Source organism: Microbispora sp. NPDC049125 (assembly GCF_040802045.1).
Classification (GTDB): domain Bacteria; phylum Actinomycetota; class Actinomycetes; order Streptosporangiales; family Streptosporangiaceae; genus Microbispora.
Genome location: NZ_JBEZDW010000036.1, coordinates 1 through 23,345 on the forward strand (window position 1 = coordinate 1; position 23,345 = coordinate 23,345).

The 23,345-nt window shown below is 70.2% G+C and carries 14 protein-coding genes; 11 read left to right on the forward strand and 3 right to left on the reverse strand.

The genetic code is table 11. From position 1 onward, the window contains the following. Nucleotides 1-190 precede the first annotated feature (190 nt). Nucleotides 191-1,177, forward strand: a complete 987-nt coding sequence (locus tag AB0B72_RS31485) for a carbohydrate ABC transporter permease (RefSeq protein ID WP_367742900.1) — start codon at nucleotides 191-193, stop codon at nucleotides 1,175-1,177. After that, nucleotides 1,174-1,995, forward strand: a complete 822-nt coding sequence (locus AB0B72_RS31490) for a carbohydrate ABC transporter permease (protein ID WP_367742901.1) — start codon at nucleotides 1,174-1,176, stop codon at nucleotides 1,993-1,995. The genes AB0B72_RS31485 and AB0B72_RS31490 overlap by 4 nt, the downstream gene beginning before the upstream one ends. A gap of 187 nt (nucleotides 1,996-2,182) precedes the next feature. Here the strand turns inward: AB0B72_RS31490 and AB0B72_RS31495 are convergent, their stop codons facing one another. Then, nucleotides 2,183-3,532 carry a glycoside hydrolase gene (locus AB0B72_RS31495; protein ID WP_367742902.1) on the reverse strand — a complete coding sequence of 450 codons (1,350 nt, stop codon included), beginning with the start codon at nucleotides 3,530-3,532 and terminating at the stop codon, nucleotides 2,183-2,185. 1,219 nt (nucleotides 3,533-4,751) lie between these two features. Here AB0B72_RS31495 and AB0B72_RS31500 point away from each other — a divergent pair. Further along, nucleotides 4,752-6,620 carry a cellulose binding domain-containing protein gene (locus AB0B72_RS31500; RefSeq protein ID WP_367742903.1) on the forward strand — a complete coding sequence of 623 codons (1,869 nt, stop codon included), beginning with the start codon at nucleotides 4,752-4,754 and terminating at the stop codon, nucleotides 6,618-6,620. A gap of 51 nt (nucleotides 6,621-6,671) precedes the next feature. Beyond that, the gene (locus AB0B72_RS31505; protein ID WP_367742904.1) at nucleotides 6,672-7,925 is read left to right on the forward strand and encodes a hypothetical protein; all 1,254 of its coding nucleotides are present in this window, start codon (nucleotides 6,672-6,674) and stop codon (nucleotides 7,923-7,925) included. A gap of 197 nt (nucleotides 7,926-8,122) precedes the next feature. Here the strand turns inward: AB0B72_RS31505 and AB0B72_RS31510 are convergent, their stop codons facing one another. Next, the gene (locus AB0B72_RS31510; RefSeq protein ID WP_367742905.1) at nucleotides 8,123-8,278 is read right to left on the reverse strand and encodes a hypothetical protein; all 156 of its coding nucleotides are present in this window, start codon (nucleotides 8,276-8,278) and stop codon (nucleotides 8,123-8,125) included. A gap of 128 nt (nucleotides 8,279-8,406) precedes the next feature. On the opposite strand from AB0B72_RS31510, the gene AB0B72_RS31515 reads away from it, so the two are divergent. Both AB0B72_RS31515 and AB0B72_RS31520 read left to right on the forward strand, forming a co-directional pair. Then, nucleotides 8,407-10,446: an NB-ARC domain-containing protein gene (locus AB0B72_RS31515; RefSeq protein WP_367742906.1), complete on the forward strand. Its 2,040-nt coding sequence runs from the start codon at nucleotides 8,407-8,409 to the stop codon at nucleotides 10,444-10,446. Between the two features lie 497 nt (nucleotides 10,447-10,943). Continuing rightward, nucleotides 10,944-12,641 carry a cellulose binding domain-containing protein gene (locus tag AB0B72_RS31520; RefSeq protein ID WP_367742907.1) on the forward strand — a complete coding sequence of 566 codons (1,698 nt, stop codon included), beginning with the start codon at nucleotides 10,944-10,946 and terminating at the stop codon, nucleotides 12,639-12,641. 76 nt (nucleotides 12,642-12,717) lie between these two features. On the opposite strand, the gene AB0B72_RS31525 is transcribed toward AB0B72_RS31520, so the two are convergent. Next, nucleotides 12,718-13,101, reverse strand: a complete 384-nt coding sequence (locus tag AB0B72_RS31525) for a gamma-glutamylcyclotransferase family protein (RefSeq protein ID WP_367742908.1) — start codon at nucleotides 13,099-13,101, stop codon at nucleotides 12,718-12,720. 322 nt (nucleotides 13,102-13,423) lie between these two features. Here AB0B72_RS31525 and AB0B72_RS31530 point away from each other — a divergent pair, with 322 nt between their 5' ends. From AB0B72_RS31530 to AB0B72_RS31550, 5 genes are read left to right on the forward strand one after another with little or no spacing between them, the layout of a single operon-like run. After that, nucleotides 13,424-16,927: a WGR and DUF4132 domain-containing protein gene (locus tag AB0B72_RS31530; RefSeq protein ID WP_367742909.1), complete on the forward strand. Its 3,504-nt coding sequence runs from the start codon at nucleotides 13,424-13,426 to the stop codon at nucleotides 16,925-16,927. Further along, nucleotides 16,924-18,000, forward strand: a complete 1,077-nt coding sequence (locus AB0B72_RS31535) for an AAA family ATPase (protein ID WP_367742911.1) — start codon at nucleotides 16,924-16,926, stop codon at nucleotides 17,998-18,000. The genes AB0B72_RS31530 and AB0B72_RS31535 overlap by 4 nt, the downstream gene beginning before the upstream one ends. A gap of 2 nt (nucleotides 18,001-18,002) precedes the next feature. Beyond that, a complete protein-coding gene (locus AB0B72_RS31540; protein ID WP_367742912.1) occupies nucleotides 18,003-20,246 on the forward strand; it encodes a DUF5682 family protein in 2,244 nt (747 codons plus the stop codon). Next, a complete protein-coding gene (locus tag AB0B72_RS31545) occupies nucleotides 20,243-21,364 on the forward strand; it encodes a VWA domain-containing protein (protein WP_367742913.1) in 1,122 nt (373 codons plus the stop codon). Before AB0B72_RS31540 ends, AB0B72_RS31545 begins: the two co-directional genes overlap by 4 nt. Beyond that, nucleotides 21,361-23,283: a hypothetical protein gene (locus AB0B72_RS31550; RefSeq protein ID WP_367742915.1), complete on the forward strand. Its 1,923-nt coding sequence runs from the start codon at nucleotides 21,361-21,363 to the stop codon at nucleotides 23,281-23,283. The genes AB0B72_RS31545 and AB0B72_RS31550 overlap by 4 nt, the downstream gene beginning before the upstream one ends. Nucleotides 23,284-23,345: the final 62 nt, after the last annotated feature.

Below are 23,345 nucleotides of genomic sequence, written 5' to 3' on the forward strand. Positions count from 1 at the left end.
ATGTGGGGCGCGGTGCAGGCGGCGCTGAGCGGGTCGAAGAACCCGCAGCAGGCGATGACCGACGCGCAGACCGCCGCGGCGAGCGCCACCCAGTAGGAGCGCCACCCAGTAGGAGCGACGTGCGGGCCCGGAGCCGTGTGGGATCCGGGCCCGACCGAAGCGCCCCGATGGACGTCAGACGAAGGAAAGCATGAAACACGCAACACATACGCCGGCCCGGCCCACGGCGGGCGACGGGCGGCAGGGGCCCCCGGCACGGCAATCCGGCGGCACCCGCCGCAGGCCCACGCAGCGGGCCTGGTCGGCCCAGTTGGCGGCGTGGGCGTTCCTCGCGCCGGTCGCGCTCTACCTGATCGTGTTCTACGCCTATCCGCTGTATCGCAACATCGAGCTGAGCCTGCGTCACTACACGGTGCGCTCGTTCGTCCAGGGTGACGCCCCGTTCATCGGGTTCGGCAACTACGCGAAGGTGATAGGCGACGCCACGTTCGGGCCGGCCCTGTGGCACACGGTGGTCTTCACCGTGGTGTCGCTGGCGTTCCAGTTCGTCATCGGGCTGGCTCTGGCGTTGTTCTTCATCAGGAATTTCCGGCTGTCGGCGACTTTGCGGGCGCTGTTCCTGGTGCCGTGGCTGCTTCCGCTCATCGTGTCGTCCTCGACCTGGTCGTGGATGCTCAACAGCGACTCCGGCGTCGTCAACGCGCTGCTGCACACCTTCGGGCTGGGGCCGGTCAACTGGCTGACCTCGCCGCAGTGGTCGTTGTGGTCGGTGATCATCGCCAACATCTGGATCGGCATCCCGTTCAACCTCGTCGTGCTCTACAGCGGTCTGCAGGCGATCCCGACGCAGGTGTACGAGGCGGCCTCGCTCGACGGCGCGGTGGGCTGGAGCCGATTCTGGAGGGTCACCCTCCCGCTGCTGCGCCCGGTGTCGGCGATCACGCTGCTGCTCGGCCTCGTCTACACGCTGAAGGTCTTCGACATCATCTGGATCATGACCAAGGGCGGCCCGAGCAACTCGTCCACGACCCTGGCCACCTGGTCGTACCGGCTGGGCTTCGGCAATCTCCTGCCGTCGTTCGGCCCCGGCGCCGCGGTCGGCAACCTGCTGATCCTGATGGCGCTGATCTTCGGGCTGATCTACATTCGCGTGCAGAAAAGGCAGGGACCGGCATGACGGCGAATCGGCGTGGCTGGTGGAACACCGGCCTGGGCCTGGTGTTCACGGCCCTGATGCTGTTCCCGGTCTACTGGATGATCAATGTGTCGTTCACCCGCGACCAGGACATGCGCAAGAGCCCGCCCTACTGGTTCCCCGTGAACGGGACGCTGGAGGGCTACCGCGCGGTGTTCGACCAGCAGGGGCCGTATCTGATCACCAGCCTGATCGTGGGAATCGGCACCGTCGCGCTGACCCTGGCCATCTCGGCGCCCGCGGCGTACTCGCTGGCCAAGCTGCGCCCCCGCGGCGGCGGCGTGCTGAGCTTCGTGCTGCTGATCGCGCAGATGATCCCCGGGGTGATCATGGCGATGGGCTTCTACGCGATCTATCTGAGCACGGGCGTCCTCAACACCGCGCCGGGGTTGATCGTGGCCGACTCGACCCTCGCCGTGCCGTTCGCGGTGCTGATCTTCACGACGTTCATGTCCGGCATCCCCGAGGAACTGATGCACGCCGCCCGGGTGGACGGCGCGGGTGCGCTCCGCACGTTCTGGTCGGTCGTGCTCCCCGTCAGCCGGAACGCGATCATCACGGTGTCGCTGTTCACGTTCCTGTGGGCCTGGTCTGACTTCATCTTCGCCAGCACCCTCGACGGCGGCGGCGGCCACCAGCCGATCACCCTCGGCATCTACCACTACATCGGCAACAACAACCAGCAGTGGAACGCCATCATGGCCACCGCCGTCGTCGCCTCCATCCCCGCCACCGTGCTCCTCGTCATCGCCCAGCGCTACGTCTCCGCCGGAGTGACCGCCGGCGCGGTGAAGGACTGACCGCGGTCGCAGGCCCGGGGGTCTCTGCGGATCCGCCCGCGGTCGCAGGCCGCCGCGGACTCGTGCGCCGCCGCGCCGGTGAGACGCGGCGGCGCATCGGTGTCAGGTGCCGGGATGCGACCCCCCGGCCCGGCTCGCGCCGGTCCGGGTTCGCCGCCCCAGCCAGGACGATTCAGCCCAGGACGATTCAGCCCAGGACGATCGTCGTCAGGGCGCGCGGCGCGATCGTCACGCTCTTGCCGTGCAGGGGGATGGGAGCCACCGCGTTGTTCTCGTCGGTCACGTACGCCCTGGCCCGGCCATGGCCCTTGATCTTGTCCCAGGTGACGGAGGCCGTACCCGTGTTGAGGATCTCGACGACGCGAGAGCCGTCGGCGTTGCGGAACGCGGAGACCTGCAGGCCGGGGTCTGAGGCCGTCGCCCCGAGCCGCACCGCGCCGGGCCTGATGAACCTGCTGTAGGCGGCCATCGCCCACAGCCGCTTGGACACGTGGTAGGTCTGGGTCGCGGTGTCGACCTGGATGAACGCTCTGGTGCCCCCGGCCGAGGCCCCCAGCCAGTAGATGTAGGCGGAGACGTTGGCGCGCGTGAGCGAGTCGTTGATGCTCTGCGCGACCGTCATGCCGTCCTGGCCGCTGCCGTCGTCCCAGCTCTCGTCCCACGTGCTGCCGCCGGGCCCCCACTCGGACATCCAGGTGTTCCGCTTGGTGGGCAGCGGGGCGGTCGGGGGGCTGGCGTAGGAGTGCCCGGTGTGGACCTTCACCCAGCGGCTCGCCTCGGGGTCCGCCTCGATCGCCTCCGTGTACGCCTTGGCCTCGTTCCAGCCGAACGAGTCGCAGCACACCAGGTTCACGCCCGCGGCCTTGGCCAGCGGGCCGAGCACCTTGACGAACTCGGTCGCCTGCTCGGGCGTGAAGCGCATGGACTCGTAGGTGGCCGTCCAGTCGGGCTCGTTGGTGAACCCCAGGTCGGTGATCTTGATGCCTTCACGCGCGTAGAACTTCGCATACGCCACGAGGTAGTTCGCGTAGGCCTGACGCCACTCCGGCAGCAGGGTGCCGCCGTTCGCCGCGTCGCCGTTGTCCTTCATGTAGCCGGGTGCGCTCCAGGCGTCGGCGAAGAAGCGGTTCACCCCGTATCTCTTGGCCGCCTTGACCATCCAGACCTGGCTGTTGTCGTCGCCGTTCCAGACGTACTTGGGCGGCGCGTCCGGGCCGCCGGGGTTCTCGGGCTGGATCGAGACCATCTGGTCGTACGGCACGCCCAGCGGCTTCGCCCCGATGCCGAGCCGGAGCATGCTGAGCCCGGCCCCCTTCGTGCGGCTGAACCACAGGTCGAGGATCTCCTGCTGCTTGTCCTCCGGCAACGCCTTGATCAGCTCGTTGCGCCGGAACGCCGTGGACACGCCGAACCCGTCGATCTTCTGGTACTTGGCGCCGTCGTCGATGGTGATGGTGACCGCCGACGCGGACGCCGGCTGCGCCTGCCCGACCAGTGGAACGACGAGCAGTGCGGCCACGATGAGGTGTTTTCGCATGCCTACTCCGGTGTTCGGTTGTGGAGGGTGTCGTGCCTGAACAGGCACGCCGGGATCTGTTCCGGCGACCACGCCGGCAGGGCCGGCGTCACGTGGCCACTGCGCGATCACACGACCGCCGTTCGTCCGGTGGCGGCTCATGCCGGCGGTTCGCCGAGCTCCCCGGCGGCCGGACGGCGTGAACGGGCCGTCCGAACCGAGCCGCCGGCGGTTTCAACAGCGCTGGCAATGTGGGCTGGGGTCGCGTTTAGGGGAATCGTGGCCATGCCGGGGTCTGTCGCGTAACCCTGAAGTTCCGCAGGGCTCATAAACGATGCTGGATATGAACACTCACAGTGATAGCACGCCGGATCGTCTGACTCAATATGTCGGAGTGAATTACGAAAATTTCGACTCCTCGTCTTTGTGGGGAAGACGCAGGTCTGGCCATCGGCCGCGGGGTCGCGGCGCGAAGACCGGCTCACGATGAGAGGGCTTCCCCGGAGCCCCGGTTACGGCGGCCGCTCAGAAGAGCGTGACATCGTGACCGTGAAGGCATAGTGCCAGTTCAGAGCATCTCTGGTGTGACAGTCGCGGGTCGCGTGGTTCTGACGGCCGCACTCACTGCCCTTGACGACTGTTAGCGGCACGCCTACGATTCAGGACTAAAACTATCGGATGACCTCCGAAACTTTCTGACTGATTCGCGGGGGATGGCTGCATATCTCTCGCCATCAGTGGTTGAAGCCGTGCGGTGAATGGTGACGTGGCGTGAACACGCTGTTTTCTCCATTCCGGCGGCTTCTCTCCTTGCGGCGCAATTCCGAACCGTCGAATTCCGTGGCGCGGTCATGCCGGCTCGTAGTGGTGCCCACGCCCGCCGGGGCTCCACCGGACGGGCCGGCGCCGATGCCGGCCCGCCCGGTGGACGGCTTACCGAGAGGCGCCGGCCCGGTCGCCGTAGAGGATGCCGCGGCCGTGACCACTGAAATACACGCGGCAAGTGGAAGATCGTCGCAGCGGCGGGGTGACCGGCCGACGGACCTGGCGCCGATCGCCGCGGCCGCTCGTGACGACCGCGGCGATCGGTGCCTGAAAATTGCACGGGCCGAATCGGGTCACCGCAGCTTGAGCGGCTGTGGCCGCCCTCCGGGAGCCGTCCGCTTGACCGGAGGGCGGCGCCGAACGCAGTCTCCGCGAGACCCGGTGCGCCCTCGCGCACACGAACCGAGGAGTCCGCATGCCTGGCTTGCCCGACCGCCGGCGTTCCGCCGTGGCGCTGCTGGCCGCCACGACGCTGGCCGCGACGACGATCGCCGCCGTGACCGCCGATCCAGCGTCGGCCGCGACCTCGGCGAGCGTCAGTGTGAACGCTAACAGCGCGCGGGGAGTGATCCCCGCGGCCGGGCACGGCGTCAACGTCGCCGTTTATGACGGGAACATGAACCACTCGGCCATCCCGGGCCTGCTGCGCGACGCCGGCTTCACGGCGGTCCGCTACCCCGGAGGGTCCTACGGCGACATCTATCACTGGAAGACCAACACCACGGACGGCGGGTACGTCGCCCCCAACACCGACTTCGACACGTACATGAGCACCGTCAGGTCCGCCGGTGCGCAGCCGGTGATCATCGCGAACTACGGCACAGGTACGGCGCAGGAGGCGGCCGACTGGGTGCGGTACGCCAACGTCACCAAGGGCTACGGCGTCAAGCTCTGGGAGATCGGCAACGAGGTCTACGGCAACGGCCATTACGGGTCCGGGTGGGAGCAGGACAACCATTCGGACAAGAGCCCCACGGCGTACGCGAACAACGTCGTGCAGTACATCTCGGCGATGAAGGCCGTGGACTCCTCGATCAAGGTGGGGGTCGTGCTCACGACGCCGGGCGGCTGGCCCGACGGGATCGTCGGCTCGGGCGACAGCGCGGACTGGAACAACACCGTGATGTCGATCGTCAAGGACAGAGCCGACTTCGTGATCGTCCACTGGTACCCGGGCGGCTCCTCGGCGGCCGACTCCCTGTCCAAGGTGTCGCAGGTCTCGACGATCACCAGCACGCTCCGCACCCTGATCGGCAAGTACGCCGGAAGCCGGGCGTCCTCCATCGGCATCACGGTCACCGAGCTGAACCCCAGCTACCAGCTCAACAGCGCCACCGCCGCGCTGTTCGCCGCCGACAGCTCTCTGACGTGGTTCGAGAACGGCGCGATGAACCTGGACTGGTGGAACCTCCACAACGGCACCAGCGCGAGCCCCGGCAGGAACGACGACGGGACCGTCGACTACCACGACGAGGGCATCCTCTCCTCCGGTGCCTCCGGGGAGCCGCCGTTGAACACGCCGTTCCCGCCGTACTACGGCCTGGCGATGGTCGGCAGGGCCGGGGCGCCGGGCGACACGCTCGTGCAGGCGTCCTCGTCCAACTCGCTGCTGGCCGCGCACGCGGTGAAGACCTCCAGCGGCATGAACGTCGTGCTGGTCAACAAGGACCTGAACAACTCCACCACGGTCTCGCTGTCCTACTCCGGGTTCTCCCCCGGCGGCAGCCCGACCGTCGTGCAGTGGCAGAAGGGGAACACCTCGATCAGCACCACCACGGGCTCCTCGGCGACCTCGATCACTCTCCCGCCGTACTCGATCACGGTCCTGAAGGCCGGTGGAGGCGGCCCCAGCCCGTCACCCTCCCCGTCGCCGACCCCGTCGCCGTCGCCGTCGCCGTCGCCGTCGCCGTCGCCGTCGCCGTCACCGTCACCTTCACCGTCGCCCAGCCCGTCGCCTTCTCCGTCGCCCAGCCCGTCGTCCGGGCAGGGCTGTACGGCGACGTACAAGCTGGTCAACACGTGGCCGGGTGGCTTCCAGGCCGAGGTGACCGTCACCGCCAACCGGGCGATCAGCGGGTGGACGGCCGGCTGGACCTTCACGAACGGCCAGACGGTCGGCCAGCTCTGGAGCGGCTCCGTCACCCAGTCCGGGGCCGCCGTCACGGTGAAGAACGTCAACTACAACGGCGCACTCGGCTCCGGGGCCTCCACCACGTTCGGCTTCACCGGAAACGCCAGTGGCGCCAACAGCGTCCCGTCCCCCGTCACCTGCACCGCGAGCTGATTCGGCCACGCCAGGTAACAGGTGCCGTAGGAGAACAGAAGTGGAGCGGTTGTGAGGGGTCTACGACGTGCGGCCGCGCTGGCCGCACTCCTGATGGGTGCGGCCGGCATCCACGTCGTCCAGGGCGGGGCCGCGCAGGCGGCCCTGCCCACCGCCGCCGTCGCGCTCGGCGACAGCTTCGTCAGCGGTGAGGGCGCGGGGGACTACCAGCCCGTCGTCGACGCCTCCGGCACGGCGCAGGCCTTCCCCGGCTGGTCGGCGGCCAACGGCAACGCCTACTTCTGCCACCGGTCGGCGAACGCCTCGTTGTTCAAGGCGTCACTGCCCGGCATCCAGGACCGGTTCAACCTCGCGTGCTCCGGCGGCCAGCCCGCCGACATCGCCAACCCCTCCGGCGCCCGCGCCAAGGGCCGCTCCGTCGCCTCGCAGCTCGACCAGCTACGTGCCGTCGCCCAGACCCACGACATCGATGTCGTCCTCATCGGCCTCGGCTCCAACAATTCACAGTTCACCTTCGGCGACGTGGCCTCGGTGTGCGCCAACCGCTTCATTGCCGACGCCTGGACGGGCTGGTGGGAGTTCTGGGCGTACCTGGAGGGCGAGGTGCCGCAGGAGCCCTGCACCGCCTCGGACCTGGCCACGGACGCCGAGCTGGCCACCGCAACCGCCGAGACCACCGCCGCCCTGCGCCAGATCCTCGACACCCTCGCGCAGATCGACGCCGACGGCGTCCACCGGGTGGTCCTGCAGACCTACACCAACCCGATGCCGCTCGACGTCGCCCCGCAGTACCGGGACGAGGACGACCGCACCGACACCCGCGACAAGTTCCGCGCCCTCGGCGCCGAGCGGTACGCCGCCGGCTGCCCGATCCACCGCGCGAGCCTCGCCCCCGGGCATGTGTTCTCCCAGAACCTCGGCTCCCTGGTCGAGAACGCCTACGCGACGCTGACGGCTGAGCGCCCGGCGGACGACCTGCGCGTGCTGGACGTCCAGAAGGCCTTCGACGGGGCCCGGCTCTGCGAGAACCCCGGCAGCCCGGCGGGCGCGCTCGCCACGCCGCTCCGGGTGCAGGACGGACCGTCCGGCACGCCCGTCACCAGCCTGTCCGGCTGGGACAAGATCGGCATCCAGCGGCTGGCGAACACCTGCGTCACCTACTTCCAGACCTGCCAGGAGTCGTGGCACCCCAACGCCGCGGGCCACGCCGTGCTCGGCCAGTGCCTGACCGGCGCCCTCACCGCCGCGCCCCGCACGATCGTCACGTGCGCCCGTAACCCGGACGGCACGCTCACCGTCTCCTGACGGCTCCTCTCGGCGCGCGACTGGCGCGTGCCCCGCGCCGGCCAGGGCGTGCGCCGTCGGCCGGCGGGAGCCGCCTGGAGTTCCATGCGCGGTTCCAAGCCCGGCGGCACCTGTCGTGGTCGTCGCCGTGGTTCCCGCACAGGCCCTTGGGTGGCTGGCGGGGTCGGCCGTGTGCGCCTCATGCTTGTGCCATGCGATCATCGCTTCCCCCACAGCGCGCGGATGACCTCCGCGAGCGCGCGCAGCACCCGTGCGCGCTCAGCAGGGGTGCATCCGTGGATGGCCATGGCGACCATCAGCACGGCCGCGAAGGTCACGCACACCGGTATCAGCATCAGTGTCTCGGGCTTCATAGGCATCAGTTCAGTGCCTGTTCCGCGGCGAATGAAGAGATATCGGACAGGTACGACCGGGAGCCCGAACGCCCAGCTCACGGGGGTGTCCGGTGACCGCGAAGTCGGATGCGGATCGGATCGGATACATGACGGTGCTGGCACGTCAGTTGAACGCACTGGAGCGGCGGGCGTGCGAGCGGGTTCCCGGGTTGACGCGCGCGGAGATGATCAGGGACGCGAACGGTCTGCTCCTCGAAGAGCAGGCCATGAGCACGAGCACGGTCGGAGAGTGGTACGCCAAGGGTCGTGCGCCCAGAGACTTCCAGCGGCTGTGGGCACTGGTGCGCGTGCTGCTGGAGAAGGCCGGGAGCCCGCCGCCGTACAACCCCGATAATTCCTGGTGGAAGTCCCAGCGCAGGCTCTGGAAGGAGTACTGGGAGAAGGCCGCGACTGTCAGGCCACTGAGCACACCCAGGTCACCCAAGCCGGCCCCGTCGAAGCCGCCCGTGATCAGTCTGCCGCGCGAGCCTGAGGGGTTCGTCGGCCGCGAGCGTGCTGTCAGGAAGGTGCTGGCAGAGCTCGACGCCCGGCGCACCGTGGTGCTGGCGGGCATGCCCGGAGTCGGCAAGACCGCGCTGGCGCTGCACGTGGCGCACGAGGCGCTGCGCGATGGCCGTTTCCCCGGCGGCGCGTTGTTCGCCGACGTCGATGGTTACGCCGGAAACGCGGCCACGGAGTCCGCGCTGGAGACCCTGCTGTGGACCCTGGGTGTGCGAGAAATGCCGGCCACCGAGGCCGGCCGGGCCGCGCTCTACCGTGCCGCCCTGGCCGAGCGCCGGGACCCGGTGCTGATCGTGATCGACAACGTGCCCTCCGCCGATGCGCTTGAGGCGCTGCTGCCCGGGGTCGGCGACCACCGGATCCTGGCCGTCTCCCGCCACTGGCTGCCGTCCCTGACCGGCGCCTACAACTTCGAGCTCGGCGTGTTGACGGCCAAGGAGTCGATCGAGCTTCTCGGAACCGCGCTGCGCCTGGCCGACGAGAGTGACACGCGCATTGAGGAGAGCCCGGAGCAGGCCCGTCGCCTCATCAGGTTGTGCGGGCGCCTGCCGCTGGCCCTGCAGATCACCGCGGCCCTGTTGAAAGGGGACAGATTCGGATCGCTGACCGGCTTGGCCGACGAACTCACCGACGAGGGCACCCGGCTCGACAAGCTGAAATATCCGGATAAAAGGCAGCGGGGCGTCCGGGCCGCCTTCCGGCTCTCCTACAAGCGCCTGCCGAAGGACCTGCGGCGGCACCTTGTGTTGCTGTCCTGGAAGCCGCGCCACACGGTCGACGAAGAGATGCTTGAGCTCTGGCGGCTGACCGGTACCCCCGTCAAGCCATACCTGACGACCGAGGGAGCGGCGGTGCTGTGCCGTACCACTCCCCACGAGATGCGACCGTGCCTTCTGGAACTGGCCCATGCTCATCTGCTGGAGCAGCACGTTTGGAAGCACGGGGTCCCGCCCGAGCGATGGCGGATGCACGACCTGATCATCCTGTTCGCCCGCGAGCGTACGGACAAGGACGGGCTCGGCGAAGAGGCGGGCGAGTCGGTCCACCGGTTCCTGTACTACTGCCTGGAGCAGGATTTCTCCAACGACGCTCGAATGCACCTTGAGGCGGACGGAGTCCGCGTGGCGACCATCAGGTTCCACGAGGAGCTCGGCTGCTGGGTGATCGTCCCGACGGGGGAGCTTCCCGAGAGCGTGCCGTCCTTCGAGAGCCTTGTGCCCGACGGCATCTGGAGCGATGAACACCAGGTGTGGATTCCGTCAGACAGCGACGAGGCGCGTGAGAGCCTTCGGGCGGCCTGGGAGAAGGACATGGAACGGCGTTGGGCCGACCGGCCCTTTGCCGCGCGATGTGGGCACATTCGCTGCCAGCTCAACGCGGAAAAGGAGCTGCTCGCCCTCGTTCATCTTCTCAAGAGAACGCTGCGGGGCAGAGATATGGTGCGCAGACTGCTCTGCGAAGATCACCACTACGCGACTGTGCGGTTCCACGAGCAGCTCGGTGCCTACGCGCTCATGGTCGAGCGGGACGCCTTGGACGGCATCCCGGAGATGCGCAGGCTGCTGGACCCCGTCCTGGACTGGGACGAGGACCATCAGGTGTGGGTGTTCACGCCGGCGGGGTGACCGTCACCGTCAGCTCGCCGTCGTCGCGGCGACGGTCGCCGGCCTCGCGGCCATGCGCTGTGGATCGCCATGTTCGCCATGTTCGCCACGACCCGGCGAACCCCGGCGAACTGGGGCGGAGCCGATGCGCGGCCGTAACCTCCTGACCTGAAATTTTCACCTCCGGTGAGGCATTCGCACAGTTCGCCTGCTCATCGGTCTGTTCGTACTTGACCCGTGCCGAGAGCGGAAACCACACTCCGCTGAAGCATCACCCTCCGCGATCATCTGAGCGGCCCGCATCTTCGTCTCCCTCGCGTGCCGGTTCACAAGACGAATTGTTAACGCCAACAATCACGGCAGTCGATCAAAGCCGGAAAGGTCGTCGGCATCGGGACCAAGGTCAATCACCGTGGCGGCGCAGGAAACGGTGCCGACCGGGCCAAGGGGACCGAGAAGGCGCGGATCAGCACCAACAGCCAGAAGGACGAGACATGACGCAAGATCAGAATGAGCCCGTGAGCGGCGAGCGAAGCTTGCTGAACCGGAGATCCGTCCTGACGACACTGGGGTCCGTACCGGTCATCACGGTCGCGGCGTCGGTCGTGCGGGCCACGGAGGCCGCGGCCGCGACGGCGACCATCAACCCGTCGGCACAGAAGCAGACGATCAAAGGCTTCGGCGGCATGGCCCACGCGTTGTGGATCGGCGATCTGACGGCCGCCCAGAGGGACACGGCGTTCGGCGCCGGTGAGGGCCGCCTGGGGTTCTCCATCCTGAGGATCCCCGTCAACGAGAACCAGTCGGACTGGAGCCGGGACCTGGCGACGGCCAAGCGCGCGGTCGAGCTGGGCGCGACCGTCTTCGCGTCGCCGTGGAACCCCCCGGCCAGCATGACCGAGACCTTCACCCGCGGCAGCCAGACCAACGCGAAGCGCCTCAGGTACAGCTCGTACGCCGCCTATGCCCAGCACCTGAACGACTTCACCACGTACATGCGCAACAACGGGGTGAACCTGTACGCCATATCGGTGCAGAACGAGCCCGACTACGCGCAGGACTGGACGTGGTGGACCAGCGCCGAAATCGTCCGGTTCCTGCGGGAGAACGCCGGCTCGATCAACACCAAGGTCATCGCGCCCGAGTCCTTCCAGTACGTGAAGTCCATGTCGGACCCGATCCTCAACGACGCCACGGCGCTCGCCAACGTGGACATCATCGGGGCGCACCTCTACGGCACGTCGTACGCGAACTTCCCCTACCCCCTGTTCAAGCAGAAGGGCGCGGGCAAAGAGCTCTGGATGACCGAGGTCTACTACCCCAACAGCAGCGATTCGGGGGACACCTGGCCCCAGGCGCTCGACCTGGGGGAGCACATCCACCGCGCCATGGTGGAGGCCGAGTTCCAGACCTACGTCTGGTGGACCATCCGGCGCAGCTACGGCCCCATGCGTGAGGACGGCCAGATCAGCAAGCGCGGTGCCATGATGGCGCACTTCTCCAGGTTCGTCCGTCCCGGATATGTGCGGATCGACGCGACGGCGAACCCGGCGTCGAACGTCTACGTCTCGGCGTACCGGGGCGGTGACACCGTCGTCATCGTCGCCGTCAACAAGAACACCTCGTCGACGAGCCAGCAGTTCACCCTGTCGAACAGCGCCGCGTCCGGCAGTGTCTCCAACTGGCTGACGGACGCGAGCAGGACCGTCGCGCCCCAAAGCGCGCTCACCATGACGAACGGCTCCCTCACCGTCACGCTTCCCGCCCGAAGCGTGATGACCTTCGTGACCAGCCTGAACGGTGTCACGCCCAGCCCGTCGCCCACCCCCACCCCTACTCCCACTCCCACGCCCAGCCCGTCGCCGAGTCCGTCGCCGAGTCCGTCGCCCAGCGGCGGCGCGGGCCCCCGGGTCGCCTACACGATGAACCCCTGGGGCAACGGCTTCACCGCGAACATCAGCGTCACCAACACCGGGACCTCGACGATCAACGGCTGGACGCTGGTCTTCACCCTGCCGTCCGGCCAGGCCATCACCTCGGGCTGGAATGCCACCTACTCGCCCTCCAGCGGCCAGGTGAGCGCCCGCAACGTGAGCTACAACGGCACGATCGCCCCCGGGGCGACCATCGACTTCGGCTTCCAGGCCACGCACACCGGGAACACCGCCGAACCGACCGCCTTCACCCTCAACGGCATTCCCTGCGTCGTGGTCTGACCGGCAGGCGAGACAACCCTCGAAGCCAGTGAACAGGCGCGGCCCCTCCGGTGACGGAGGGGCCGCGTCCTGATTTCTACGAGCTGGGAGACCGCCACGTGCTGGCGGTCTCCTCCCCGTGATCCGCGGCGTACACCCAGCCGCGCAGTCCGGACGCCAGCGGTACGAGCGCGCGCCGGTAGTCGCCGACCTCGTAGGCGTCGGCCGCGGCGAGCTCGTCCGCGGTGACATGAAGCGCGGTGCCCTCCACCATGTCGGCGGGATCGCCGGTGGCCGTCAGGATCGGATGGTGGGTGGCGCCGCTGACCGCGATCACGTCCGGGTCGGTGATCTCCAGCATGGACAGCCGGTAGCCGGGCAGCCGGTCGGGAGTGCCGGCGACCTCGCGCCCGAACACCGAAAGCTGCACGTCGCGCCAGCGCAGCGTGCCGTAGGAGAACAAGATGACGTGGTCCGTCATAGGGCCATTCTCCGAGGACCGTGCTCGCCGGCCCTCGCCGGGGTCCGTCGCCGGCCGCCGTACGTGGCGACGCCCACGTCCTCGGGCTACGGCTCCCTCCCGTGGCACTGCCGGAACGACCGCCCGGCGCCGTCTACACGGTCACCGGACGATCCACGCCTATTTCGTGGCGCTGAATCCGCCGGCAATACGGTGAGCGCGATTTGTCAGTCCTCCCCGCAATACTCGCAACTGGCGATCACGGGATGAGATGTCGGAGATAGCGCGGTTACTCCGTCGCCTGAACGACGAGCTCTCCAAAACCCAGCGTGGAGGCATTGGCATGAGCGCAGATCGGGTGCTGACCTATGTCGGCGGCGGTTCGGCGAAGTTTTGGGAAGTCCGGCAAAACGGTACGGAGCTAAACATTCGGTATGGACGGCTGGGCGCAGCCGGTCAGGCGCAGGTCAAGTCGTTCGACTCCGCCGCCTCCGCCGCGGCGGCGGCCGACAAGCTGGTGGCGGAGAAATTACGCAAGGGTTATACGGAAGACGAAGCAGTCGCCGCGCCGGTGACCTCCCCGCCGGTGACCGGCGGCGTTGAGGATGAGGACCGGCTGGCGATGCCGGCCGCTTGGCTGCGCTCTGTTCATCCGCGGCGGGGTGGAGTGAAGGTCACAGTGAAGCGGCCGGACGCGGGCGCGCCCAAGGAGCTCGCCGCGAGATTGAACGGGCGCCGGCAGCTGATCCTCGACTCGCTGGCGGAGTGTCCCGACCCGGAGCTGGCCTCCGCGGGCGCGGCGTACCTGGCCGGGGAGCCCACCGCCACACCGCTGGGCGCGGCGGTGGTCGCCGGTCTGACGGCCACGTGGCTGCCATGGAACGAACGGACGGAGCTGCTCCTGTTCGCCGAAACCTGGCTGGTCGAACGCGGCCTGGTGTTCGCGGCGGTGGCCGTTACGGAGATGGCCTCGCTGAATCTGTTCTCCAACGGGCGCGGGTCGGCGCTTCAGCGGCTGGCCGCCGGTGAATCCGACGGCCAGTGGTACGGCTGGAGTTGGATGGATGTCGCGGCGCGGGTCCGTGCCGCCCTCGTGGCCGCATCGGACGCCGAGTATGCCGAGGTCGTCGCGGCGCTGGCGAGGAGCCGTGCAGGCGGGCTCCGCCATCAGGTGGCGGCTTCCTACCTGGCGCCTACCGAGGTCGAGTGGGTCGCGGCCGACTGCGCCGAAGTGAGCCGCGTCAATCCGGAGCTCGCCCTCGGCCTTGTCGCCTCCGTCAGCACGCCTGAGCACACCGCGGTCATCATGAGCCACGTGCGGGGTTACTCGGTGATGCACTCCCTCGCTCTGCCCGTCACGCTCGTCGACGGCATCGGGGAGGCGGCCGTTCCGATTCTGACCAGCTGGTTCGACGAGCTCTACGACGCGGAAAGCCGGCGGCGGCTGCTGGGCGTGCTCGCCGAGCTGCCGGCCGACGCGGCCATGCGGGCGCTCCTCGATCGGATCGATTCCAAGTACGCCCAGCCGGCGATCCTGCGCGCGGCGGCCCGATTCCCGCGCCGGGCGATGCGGATGCTGGCCGCCTCCGGTGGCAAGGTCGCGGACCTGCTGCTGCGCGCCCACGTCCTGGCCCATGCCGACCTGGTGGACGAGGTGCTCACGAGCGTCGACGGTGCCGCCGCCGAGCGGATCAGGAAGATCGCGACCGCCGCGGCCGTCCCCACAGCTTCGCTTGAGGCCTTGCCCGAGGTGCTGGTCAGCCCGCCCTGGACCCGTCCGCGTACGGCACGCAAGCCGGTCGTGGTGAGTGACTTGGTGTGTGCCGACGAGACGACGGTGGTGTGGGGACCGGGCGAGCGGGACAGATGGCGTGCGGCCCCGCCGGGGCATGACTCATGGCATCAGGTCTGGCACCGGAGCTGGAAGGAGGTCGCCGACCAGGTCGCCGGCGGCCGGCACGGCAGCTGGTGGGACGAGATCACCCTGTTCGTCTCCGGGCCTGAGGAGCTGGCCGGACCGCTGCTCGGGAAGTGGCGCCCGGCTGATACGTACGGAGCCTCCGAATGGATGCCGAGGGTGGTCGCCAGGTTCGAGCTGGCAGCGCTGCCCCTGGTCCTGGACTGTGCCCGGCGCAGCCCCGGCGCGATGGCTCCGGTGCTGCTCCCGTTCGCCGGGCCGGAGATCGCTGTGCTGATGGCCGACTGGCTGGCCCGGCTGAAGTCGGTGCGCGCCACCGCGCTGGCGTGGCTGGCGCGCCACCCTGAGGCGGCCGCCATGGCGCTGATCCCGGAGGCTCTGGGCAGGCCGGGCCCGGCCCGGCGACAGGCCGAGCAGGCGCTGGCGGCGCTGGCCGCCGGCGGCAACCGCGACGTCGTGGCGGCGGCCGCCACAGGTTATGGCCCCGTCGCCGAGGCCGCGATCGCCGACCTGCTCTCGGCCGACCCGCTCGACGCGCTGCCTGCCAAGATGCCCGCGCTGCCCGAGTGGGCGGAGGTGGCGATCGTGACACCGATCCACCTGCGCGGCGACGGCGGTGCGCTGCCGGTTGAGGCGGCCCGCCACGTGGTGACGATGCTGGCCATCTCCCGGCCCGGTGATCCGTACGCCGGTCTCACCGCGGTCAAGGAGGCCTGCGACAGCCGTAGCCTCGCGGACTTCGGCTGGGCGCTGTTCCAGCGCTGGCAGGCGGCCGGCTACCCGTCCAAGGAGAGCTGGGTGATGGACGCGCTGGCACTGCTCGGCGACGACGAGACCGTCCGGCGGCTGACGCCGTTGATCAGGACCTGGCCCGGCGAGGGAGGGCACGCGCGTGCGGTCGCGGGTCTGGACCTGCTGGCCGCCATCGGCTCCGAGGTCGCGTTGATGCACCTGCACGGCATCGCCGAGAAGGTCAAGTTCACCGGGCTCAAGGGCCGGGCCAGGCAGAAGATGGACGAGGTCGCCGCGGAGCTCGGCCTGACGCCCCAGGAGCTGGCCGACCGGCTGGTGCCGGACTTCGGGCTGTCCGCCGACGGCAGCCTGACCCTCGACTACGGCCGCAGGCGGTTCGTCGTCGGCTTCGACGAGCAGCTCAAGCCATACGTGACCGACGCCGCGGGCAAGCGGCTCAAGAACCTCCCCAAGCCAGGGGCGAACGACGATCCGGAGCTCGCCCCCTCCGGCTACCAGCGGTTCGCCGGGCTGAAGAAGGACGTGCGCGCCGTGGCCGCGGACAACATCAGCCGGCTGGAGCAGGCCATGGTGAACCGGCGCCGCTGGAGCGGTGAGGAGTTCAAGCGGCTGCTCGTCGGTCATCCACTGCTCTGGCACATCGTGCGGCGGCTCGTGTGGGGCCTCTACGACCCCTCCGGCCGGCTCACGGGCGCCCTGCGCGTGGCCGAGGACCGCAGTTTCGCCGATGCCGAGGACGACACCCTGCTGTTGCCCGACGAGGCCGTCGTGGGGGTGGCGCACCCGCTGGAGCTGGGGGAGAAGCTGGCCGCCTGGGCCGAGGTGTTCGCCGACTACGAGATCCTGCAGCCGTTCCCGCAACTGGGCCGGGAGACATACGCCCCGGAAGAGACGCTGCTGGCCGAGATCAGCGGCGCCAGAATCCCGACCGTCAAGGTGATCGGCCTGGAACGGCGTGGCTGGCGGCGAGGCACGCCGCAGGACGCCGGCCTCCAGTTCTGGATCGAGCGGGACGTACCAGGGGGTGGAGCCGTCACGATCGGCCTCGATCCGGGCATCGCCATCGGCTATCTCGACTTCGCCGACGAGCAGACCCTTGAGGGGATCGCCCTCGACGGCCTCGATCCGATCACCGCCTCCGAGATCCTGCGCGACCTCCGGGAGATCACCCGATGAACGAGCACGTCCAGCGGCCCCCGGCCGAGATCCGCTACGCCGGCGAGCTGGCCCGGCTGCGGGACGACGACACCGGCGACCGTCCGCCCGGCTGGGCGCTGAGCCTGCGAGCCGCCCGGAGCTTCGTCCTCGGGGACGACAAGCTCGGCATCAGCCGCAAGTTCGTGGGCGATCCTTCGCTGATCGACCGATCCCTGGTGACGCTCGCGACCAACCGCGGGCTGATGCTGGTGGGCGAGCCGGGCACGGCGAAGTCGCTGCTGTCCGAGCTGCTCGCCGCGGCGGTGAGCGGAACGTCGACGCTCACCATCCAGGGCGGGGCGGCCACCACCGAAGACCAGATCAAGTATTCGTGGAACTACGCGCTGCTGGTCGCCGAGGGCCCGTCCACCCGTTCACTGGTGGCCGCTCCGCTGCTGCGCGGCATGGCCGAGGGCAAAGTGGTGCGCTTCGAGGAGATCACCCGATGCCCGCTTGAGGTGCAGGACTGCCTGCTGTCGCCGCTGTCGGACCGCGTGCTCGCCGTGCCGGAGCTGACCGGTCCGGAGGCGATGGTGTTCGCCCAGGAGGGCTTCACCGTCATCGCCACGGCCAACACCCGCGACCGCGGCGTCAACGAGATGAGCGCCGCGCTCAAGCGCCGGTTCAACTTCGAGACGGTCTTCCCGATCGCCGACTTCGGCACCGAGCTGCGGCTGGTGGAGGCGGAGGCCACCGCTCTGCTGAAGCGGTCAGGCGTCGGCGCGCCGCCACGGCGCGACGTGCTGGAGGTCCTGGTCACCGCGTTCCGGGAGCTGCGCGAGGGGCAGACCGCGCGCGGTGACGCCACCGACCGGCTGTCGGGGGTGATGAGCACCGCCGAGGCCGTCTCGGTCGCGCACGCCGTCGGGCTGCGCGGCTGGTTCCTGCGCGGGGAGCCCGGCACCGCCGCCGACCTGGTCTCCTGCCTGGCCGGTACGGCGGCCAAGGACAATCCGGAGGACCTGGCGAAGCTGCGCAGATATCTGGAGCAGAGGCGGCCCGGAGACCAGTGGAAGGCCCTGTACGAGGCCCGCCACCTGCTGCCGGGCTGACGATGACGGTCACATTCCTCGGCGTGCGGCACCACAGCCCCGCCTGCGCCCGGCTGGTCGCCGACACCATCCGTTCCGTACGGCCCGCGTACGTGCTGGTCGAGGGCCCGGCGGACATGAACCACAGGATGGGCGAGCTCCTGCTGGGGCATGAGCTGCCGATCGCGGTCTACACCGGCTACCGGGATCCGGAACGGCGGCACGGCTCATGGACGCCGCTGTGCGACTACTCCCCGGAGTGGACGGCGCTGACCGCGGGCCGCGACACCGGCGCCGAGCTGCGCTTCATCGACCTGCCGGCCTGGCATCCGGCGCTGGCCGAAGTCCGCAACCGTTACGCCGACGCGGAGATCCGCTACAGCGAGGTGACCGGACGGCTGTGCCGCACCTTCGCCGTGGACAACGTGGACGCGTTGTGGGACCACCTTTTCGAGATCGAGCCGGCCGGCGGGCTGGCCGAACGGCTGGCCGCCTACTTCGACCTGGTGCGCGGCGACACGCGGACCGGGCCGGACGACATGGCCCGCGAGGCGTACATGGCGCAGTGGATCCGGGCCGCCGTGGCCGACGCGGGCGACAGGCCGGTGGTCGTTGTCACGGGCGGCTTCCACCGTCCCGCGTTGATCCGGCTGGCGGAGCAGGGTGACCGGAGCTGGCCGGAGGTGCCGCGGCCGCCCTCGGACGCGGTCGTCGGCAGCTACCTGGTGCCGTACTCGTTCCGGCGGCTGGACGCCTTCGACGGCTACCAGTCGGGCATGCCGTCGCCGGGCTACTACCAGCACCTGTGGGAGTCCGGCCCCGCCGAGGCCGCACGCAGGCTCACCGAGGCGGTGACCGCCCGGCTGCGCGCCCGGCGTCAGCCGGTGTCCACCGCGGACCTGATCGCCGCCCGGGCCACCGCGGACGGGATCGCGTTGATGCGCGGTCATCCCCATCCGGCCCGGGTCGACGTGCTGGACGGCCTGGCCGGCGCGCTGGTCAGCGAGGCTCTGGAGACCCCGCTGCCCTGGTCGGCCCGCGGCCCGCTGCGGGCCGGGAGTCACCCCGTGATCGTGGAGATGATCGCGGCCCTCAACGGCGACCGGGTGGGCCGCCTGCATCACTCGACTCCGTTGCCACCGCTGGTCCACGCGGTTCTCGCGGTGCTGGGCGGTCCGGGTGAGGAACGGCTCGACCTCGCCGAGGACGCCGGCCGCGAGCGCAGCCGGTTGCTGCACCGGCTGCGGGTGCTGCGGATCCCCGGCGTGGTGCGCACCTCAGGGCCACGTCCGGGAGGCGGCACGGAGCTGGTCGAACGATGGACGCTGACCGAGCCAGACGACCGGCTGCCCGCGCTGATCGAGGCCGGCGGGTATGGCGTGGCCCCGCAGGAGGCGGCGGCCGCCGCCCTCGCCGAACGGATCCCGGGCGCGGACCTGGACCAGCTGGCCGGCGTTCTGTTCGACACGGCGCTGTGCGGCATCGGCGAGCTGGCCGGACAGGTGCTGGACGACCTGGCGCGGGCCGTCGGCGCGGCGGCCGACCTGGGGTCGCTGGGCCGCACCCTCACCGTCGCCCTGGCGATGTGGCGCCACGACGACCTGTTCCACACCGGCGGCGGCACCACCGTGGGCACGGTCGTCCAGGCCGCCACCCGCCGGGCGCTGTGGCTGGCCGAAGGCGTGCGCGGCGGCCCCGCACCGGCCGACCTCCAGCGCATCGACGCCATGACCGCCGTACGCGACGCCCTCAGGAACGCCGGCCCGTCGCTCGGGCTGGACATACGCGCGGCGCTGGGCGTCGCGGACCGGATCGCCGCCTGCCAGGACGTGCCCCCCGACCTGCGTGGAGCGGCGCTGGGTCTGGGCTGGTCACTGCGTGGCACGGCCCCCGCGGACCCCGCTCGCGCGGTGCGCGGCGCGTTCGTCCCCGCGTCAGCCGGGGACTGGCTGGCCGGGTTGTTCGCGCTCGCCCGCGAGGAGGTGCTGCACACCGCCGGCATGCTGGAGCTGCTCGATGAGCTGGTCGGAGAGATGACCGATCACGACTTCCTGGTGGCGCTGCCCGCGCTGCGCCAGGCGTTCGGGTTCTTCCCGCCCCGCGAACGGCACCTCATCGCCACTCGCCTGGTCGAGCGGCGTGCCGGCGGCGCGTCTGGATGGGACCTGATGCGGCTGGAAGCGGCGCCGGAGCTGGTGGCCGCGGGCAGGGCACTGGACGAACGGGTCGAGGCGGCGCTGCGCCGGGAGGGACTGATCACATCATGACCGACCCCACCCTGGAACGGTGGCGCCTATTGCTCGGCGAGCCGGGCGGCGCATGCCTCGGCGGGCAGGGGCTCGACGCTCAGGCCGCCGCCCGTGACGCGGCCATGGACTGGCTCTACGGCCGCGACGAGGACCTGCGCCGGCGCGGTGTGCGACGGCAGGGCGGGACGGGCGAGTCGACGCTGACCACCTTCGACTGGCTCGACGACATCACCCGGCTGTTCCCCAAGGAGACCGTCGAACGACTGCAACGTGACGCGGTCGAGCGGTACGAGATCCATGACGTGGTGACCGACCCGGCCGTGCTGGCGCGCATCGAGCCCAATCCCGCGCTGCTCAAGGCGGTGCTGCGGACCAAGCACCTGATGAACCCGCAGGTGCTGCGGCTGGCCAGGCGGATCGTGGAGCAGGTCGTCCGGCAGCTGATGGACAAGCTCGCCACCGAGGTCCGCAGCGCGTTCTCCGGCACCAAGGTGCGACGGCCCGGCCGCATGCGACTGGCCCGCAATTTCGACATGGTCAGGACCCTGCGCGCCAACCTCGGCCGCTACCAGCCCGAGACCGGCAAGGTGGTGATCGAGACCCCGTACTTCTTCTCCCGCACCCGCCGCCACCTTGAGCAGTGGCAGGTGATCCTGCTCGTCGACCAGTCCGGGTCGATGGTCGACTCGGTGATCCACTCGGCGGTCACCGCCGCCTGCCTGTGGGGGTTGCCCGGTCTGCGCACCCATCTGGTCGCCTTCGACACCGAAGTGGTGGACCTGACCGCCGACGTCGACGACCCGGTGGAGCTGCTGATGAAGGTCCAGCTCGGCGGCGGCACCGACATCGCCCGCGCGGCGGCGTACGGCGCGGGCCTGGTGGATCAGCCGCGCCGCGCGATCGTCGTGCTGATCTCCGACTTCTACGAGGGCGGTGATCCGCACCGGCTGGTGCGCGTCGTACGCGACCTGGTGGCGCAGGGCAGCAAGGTGCTGGGCCTGGCCGCCCTCGACGAGCAGGCGAATCCCGCCTACGACCGGGAGCTGGCGCAGCGTCTGGCCGATGCCGGAGCCCACGTGGGCGCGATGACACCCGGCGAACTGGCGTCCTTCGTGGCGGAGCACGTGGGCCGATGAGGACAGATCTCCTGGGGCTCACGGCGGACTCCCTCGCCGCGCTCACCAACCGCGGCCTGGTCAAACGTGCCGGCAAGGAGGCCGCGCCGGAGCTTCGGACCGACCCTGACGGCACCGTGCACGGCGGCTTCTCCGACGGCGTGACCGCGACCCTGCCTCCCGGCGGCCTCGACCTGGCCCGCTGCACCTGCGGCGCCACCGGCGTCTGCCGGCACGTCATCGGGGTGATCCTCGCCTACCAACGCCTGCCCGCCGAGGCTGCCCCACAGCCCCTGCCCTGGTCACCGGGGCAGGTGACCGACGACGAACTCACCGCCAAGATCGGGGCCCGGCTGATGGCCGCCGCTCGCCGTACGGAGAGAGCCGGATTCACCGCGCGGGTGCGCCGCGCGACCTCCGCTGATCCGGTGCCGCAGGTCGAGCTGGCCACCGCGACCGTGCGCTTCCTGGTCCCCGGTGATCTCGGGTTCGTCCACACCGACACCGTCGCCGGTAGTCGCGACGACGTCATCGCCCTGGCGGTGTGGGCGTTCCGGGTCGCCGACGAGCTGCACCCCGGCGTCCCCGAGGTGCGGATCGACGTCGGCGGCCAGGCCGAAGCCGGTGCCGGATCGGGGCTGGAGCGGGCGCTGGGCCTGGCCGGCACGGTCCTGCGCGAGGGTGCTGCGAATATCGGGCAGGGACTCGAAGCCACCATCGCCGACGTGCGGCGCCACCTGGACGCCGCCGGGCTGCAATGGCCGCTGCTGGCCGTCGGCGACCTCGCCGAGCAACTGACCTCCTACCGCGACCGTAGCTCCCACTACCGTCCCGAACTGCTCGCGAGCCACATCGCCGAACTGCACGCCCGGCACCGCGCGGTGACGCGGCCGGGCGCCACCCCGCGCAGCAGCGTGCTCGGCACCACCGAGGCCGCCGAGACCCCGTTGCGCCGGGCGCGGCTGGAAAGCCTGGGCTGCCGGATCCGCGGTCTCGGCGACCAGCGGATCGCCGAGGTCTACCTGGCCCACGGCGACAGCGCCATGGTGCTGGTCCTGCGCCGTCAGTGGGACGGCGACGACGACGGGGCGGCGCTGGCCCGGCGGCGGATCGCCACGTCCACGCTGGCCGCCCTGGCCGGCGGCACCCTGGTCACGGAGTCCGCCGGCCGCAGCGCCAGTCGGACGGTGCGCCTGGCCGCCGGGCGGATCTCCAAGACGACGGTCAGCCCGTCACAGGGTGACTGGGGCGAACTGCCGCCGTCTCTGGTGGTGACCGACTTCGCGGCGCTCAGCCGTGAGCTCGACGCTTTGACACTGCGGCCCATCCGTCCGCGGGTGGAGGCGGAACTGGTCCGGGTCGTCGCCGTCGCCCGGGTGGAGGCCGTCACCTACGCACCCGGAGACCAGCGTCTCGACGCTGTCATCGCCGATCAGGCGGGCGGCACGGCCATCGTCAGAGCCACTCACAGCGGCGCCGCTCCCGGACGCCTCGACTCGCTGGCCGCCGTGCTCGCCGGTGAGGAGGGCGAGCTGCGTTTCGTCAGCGGCGTGGTCGGGCGGACAGCGGGCGGTGTCGTCATCGAACCGGTCGGCCTGGCGGCCGGCGGCCGGGTCGTCGTCCCCGACCTCCAGCCCGCCGGTGGGAGCGGCACTCTCATGGTCGCCGAGGACGAACGGCACGAGCCGCTCACCGCGGCTCTGATCGACACCAGAGGGCTGCTCGCAGAAGTGGCCCATCACGGCTTGTCCCACCTGTCGCCGGCTTACGACGACCGGCTCGCCGCCGCGGCGCGGCGGTTGACCGTGCTCGGGCTGCACCGCGTCGCGCAGGCCGTCACGGCCTTCGCGGCGACGCGGACCCACGACTGCGACGAGGCGGCCGAGCAGGCCTGGGTCGACGCCTACCTGCGTCTGGAGGTCGCTGCGGACCTGAACTGACCGATGTGGGGAATCTTTGCGAGGGGGGCCCGGGGGGAGCCCGGCCGGACGCCCCCCGGGTG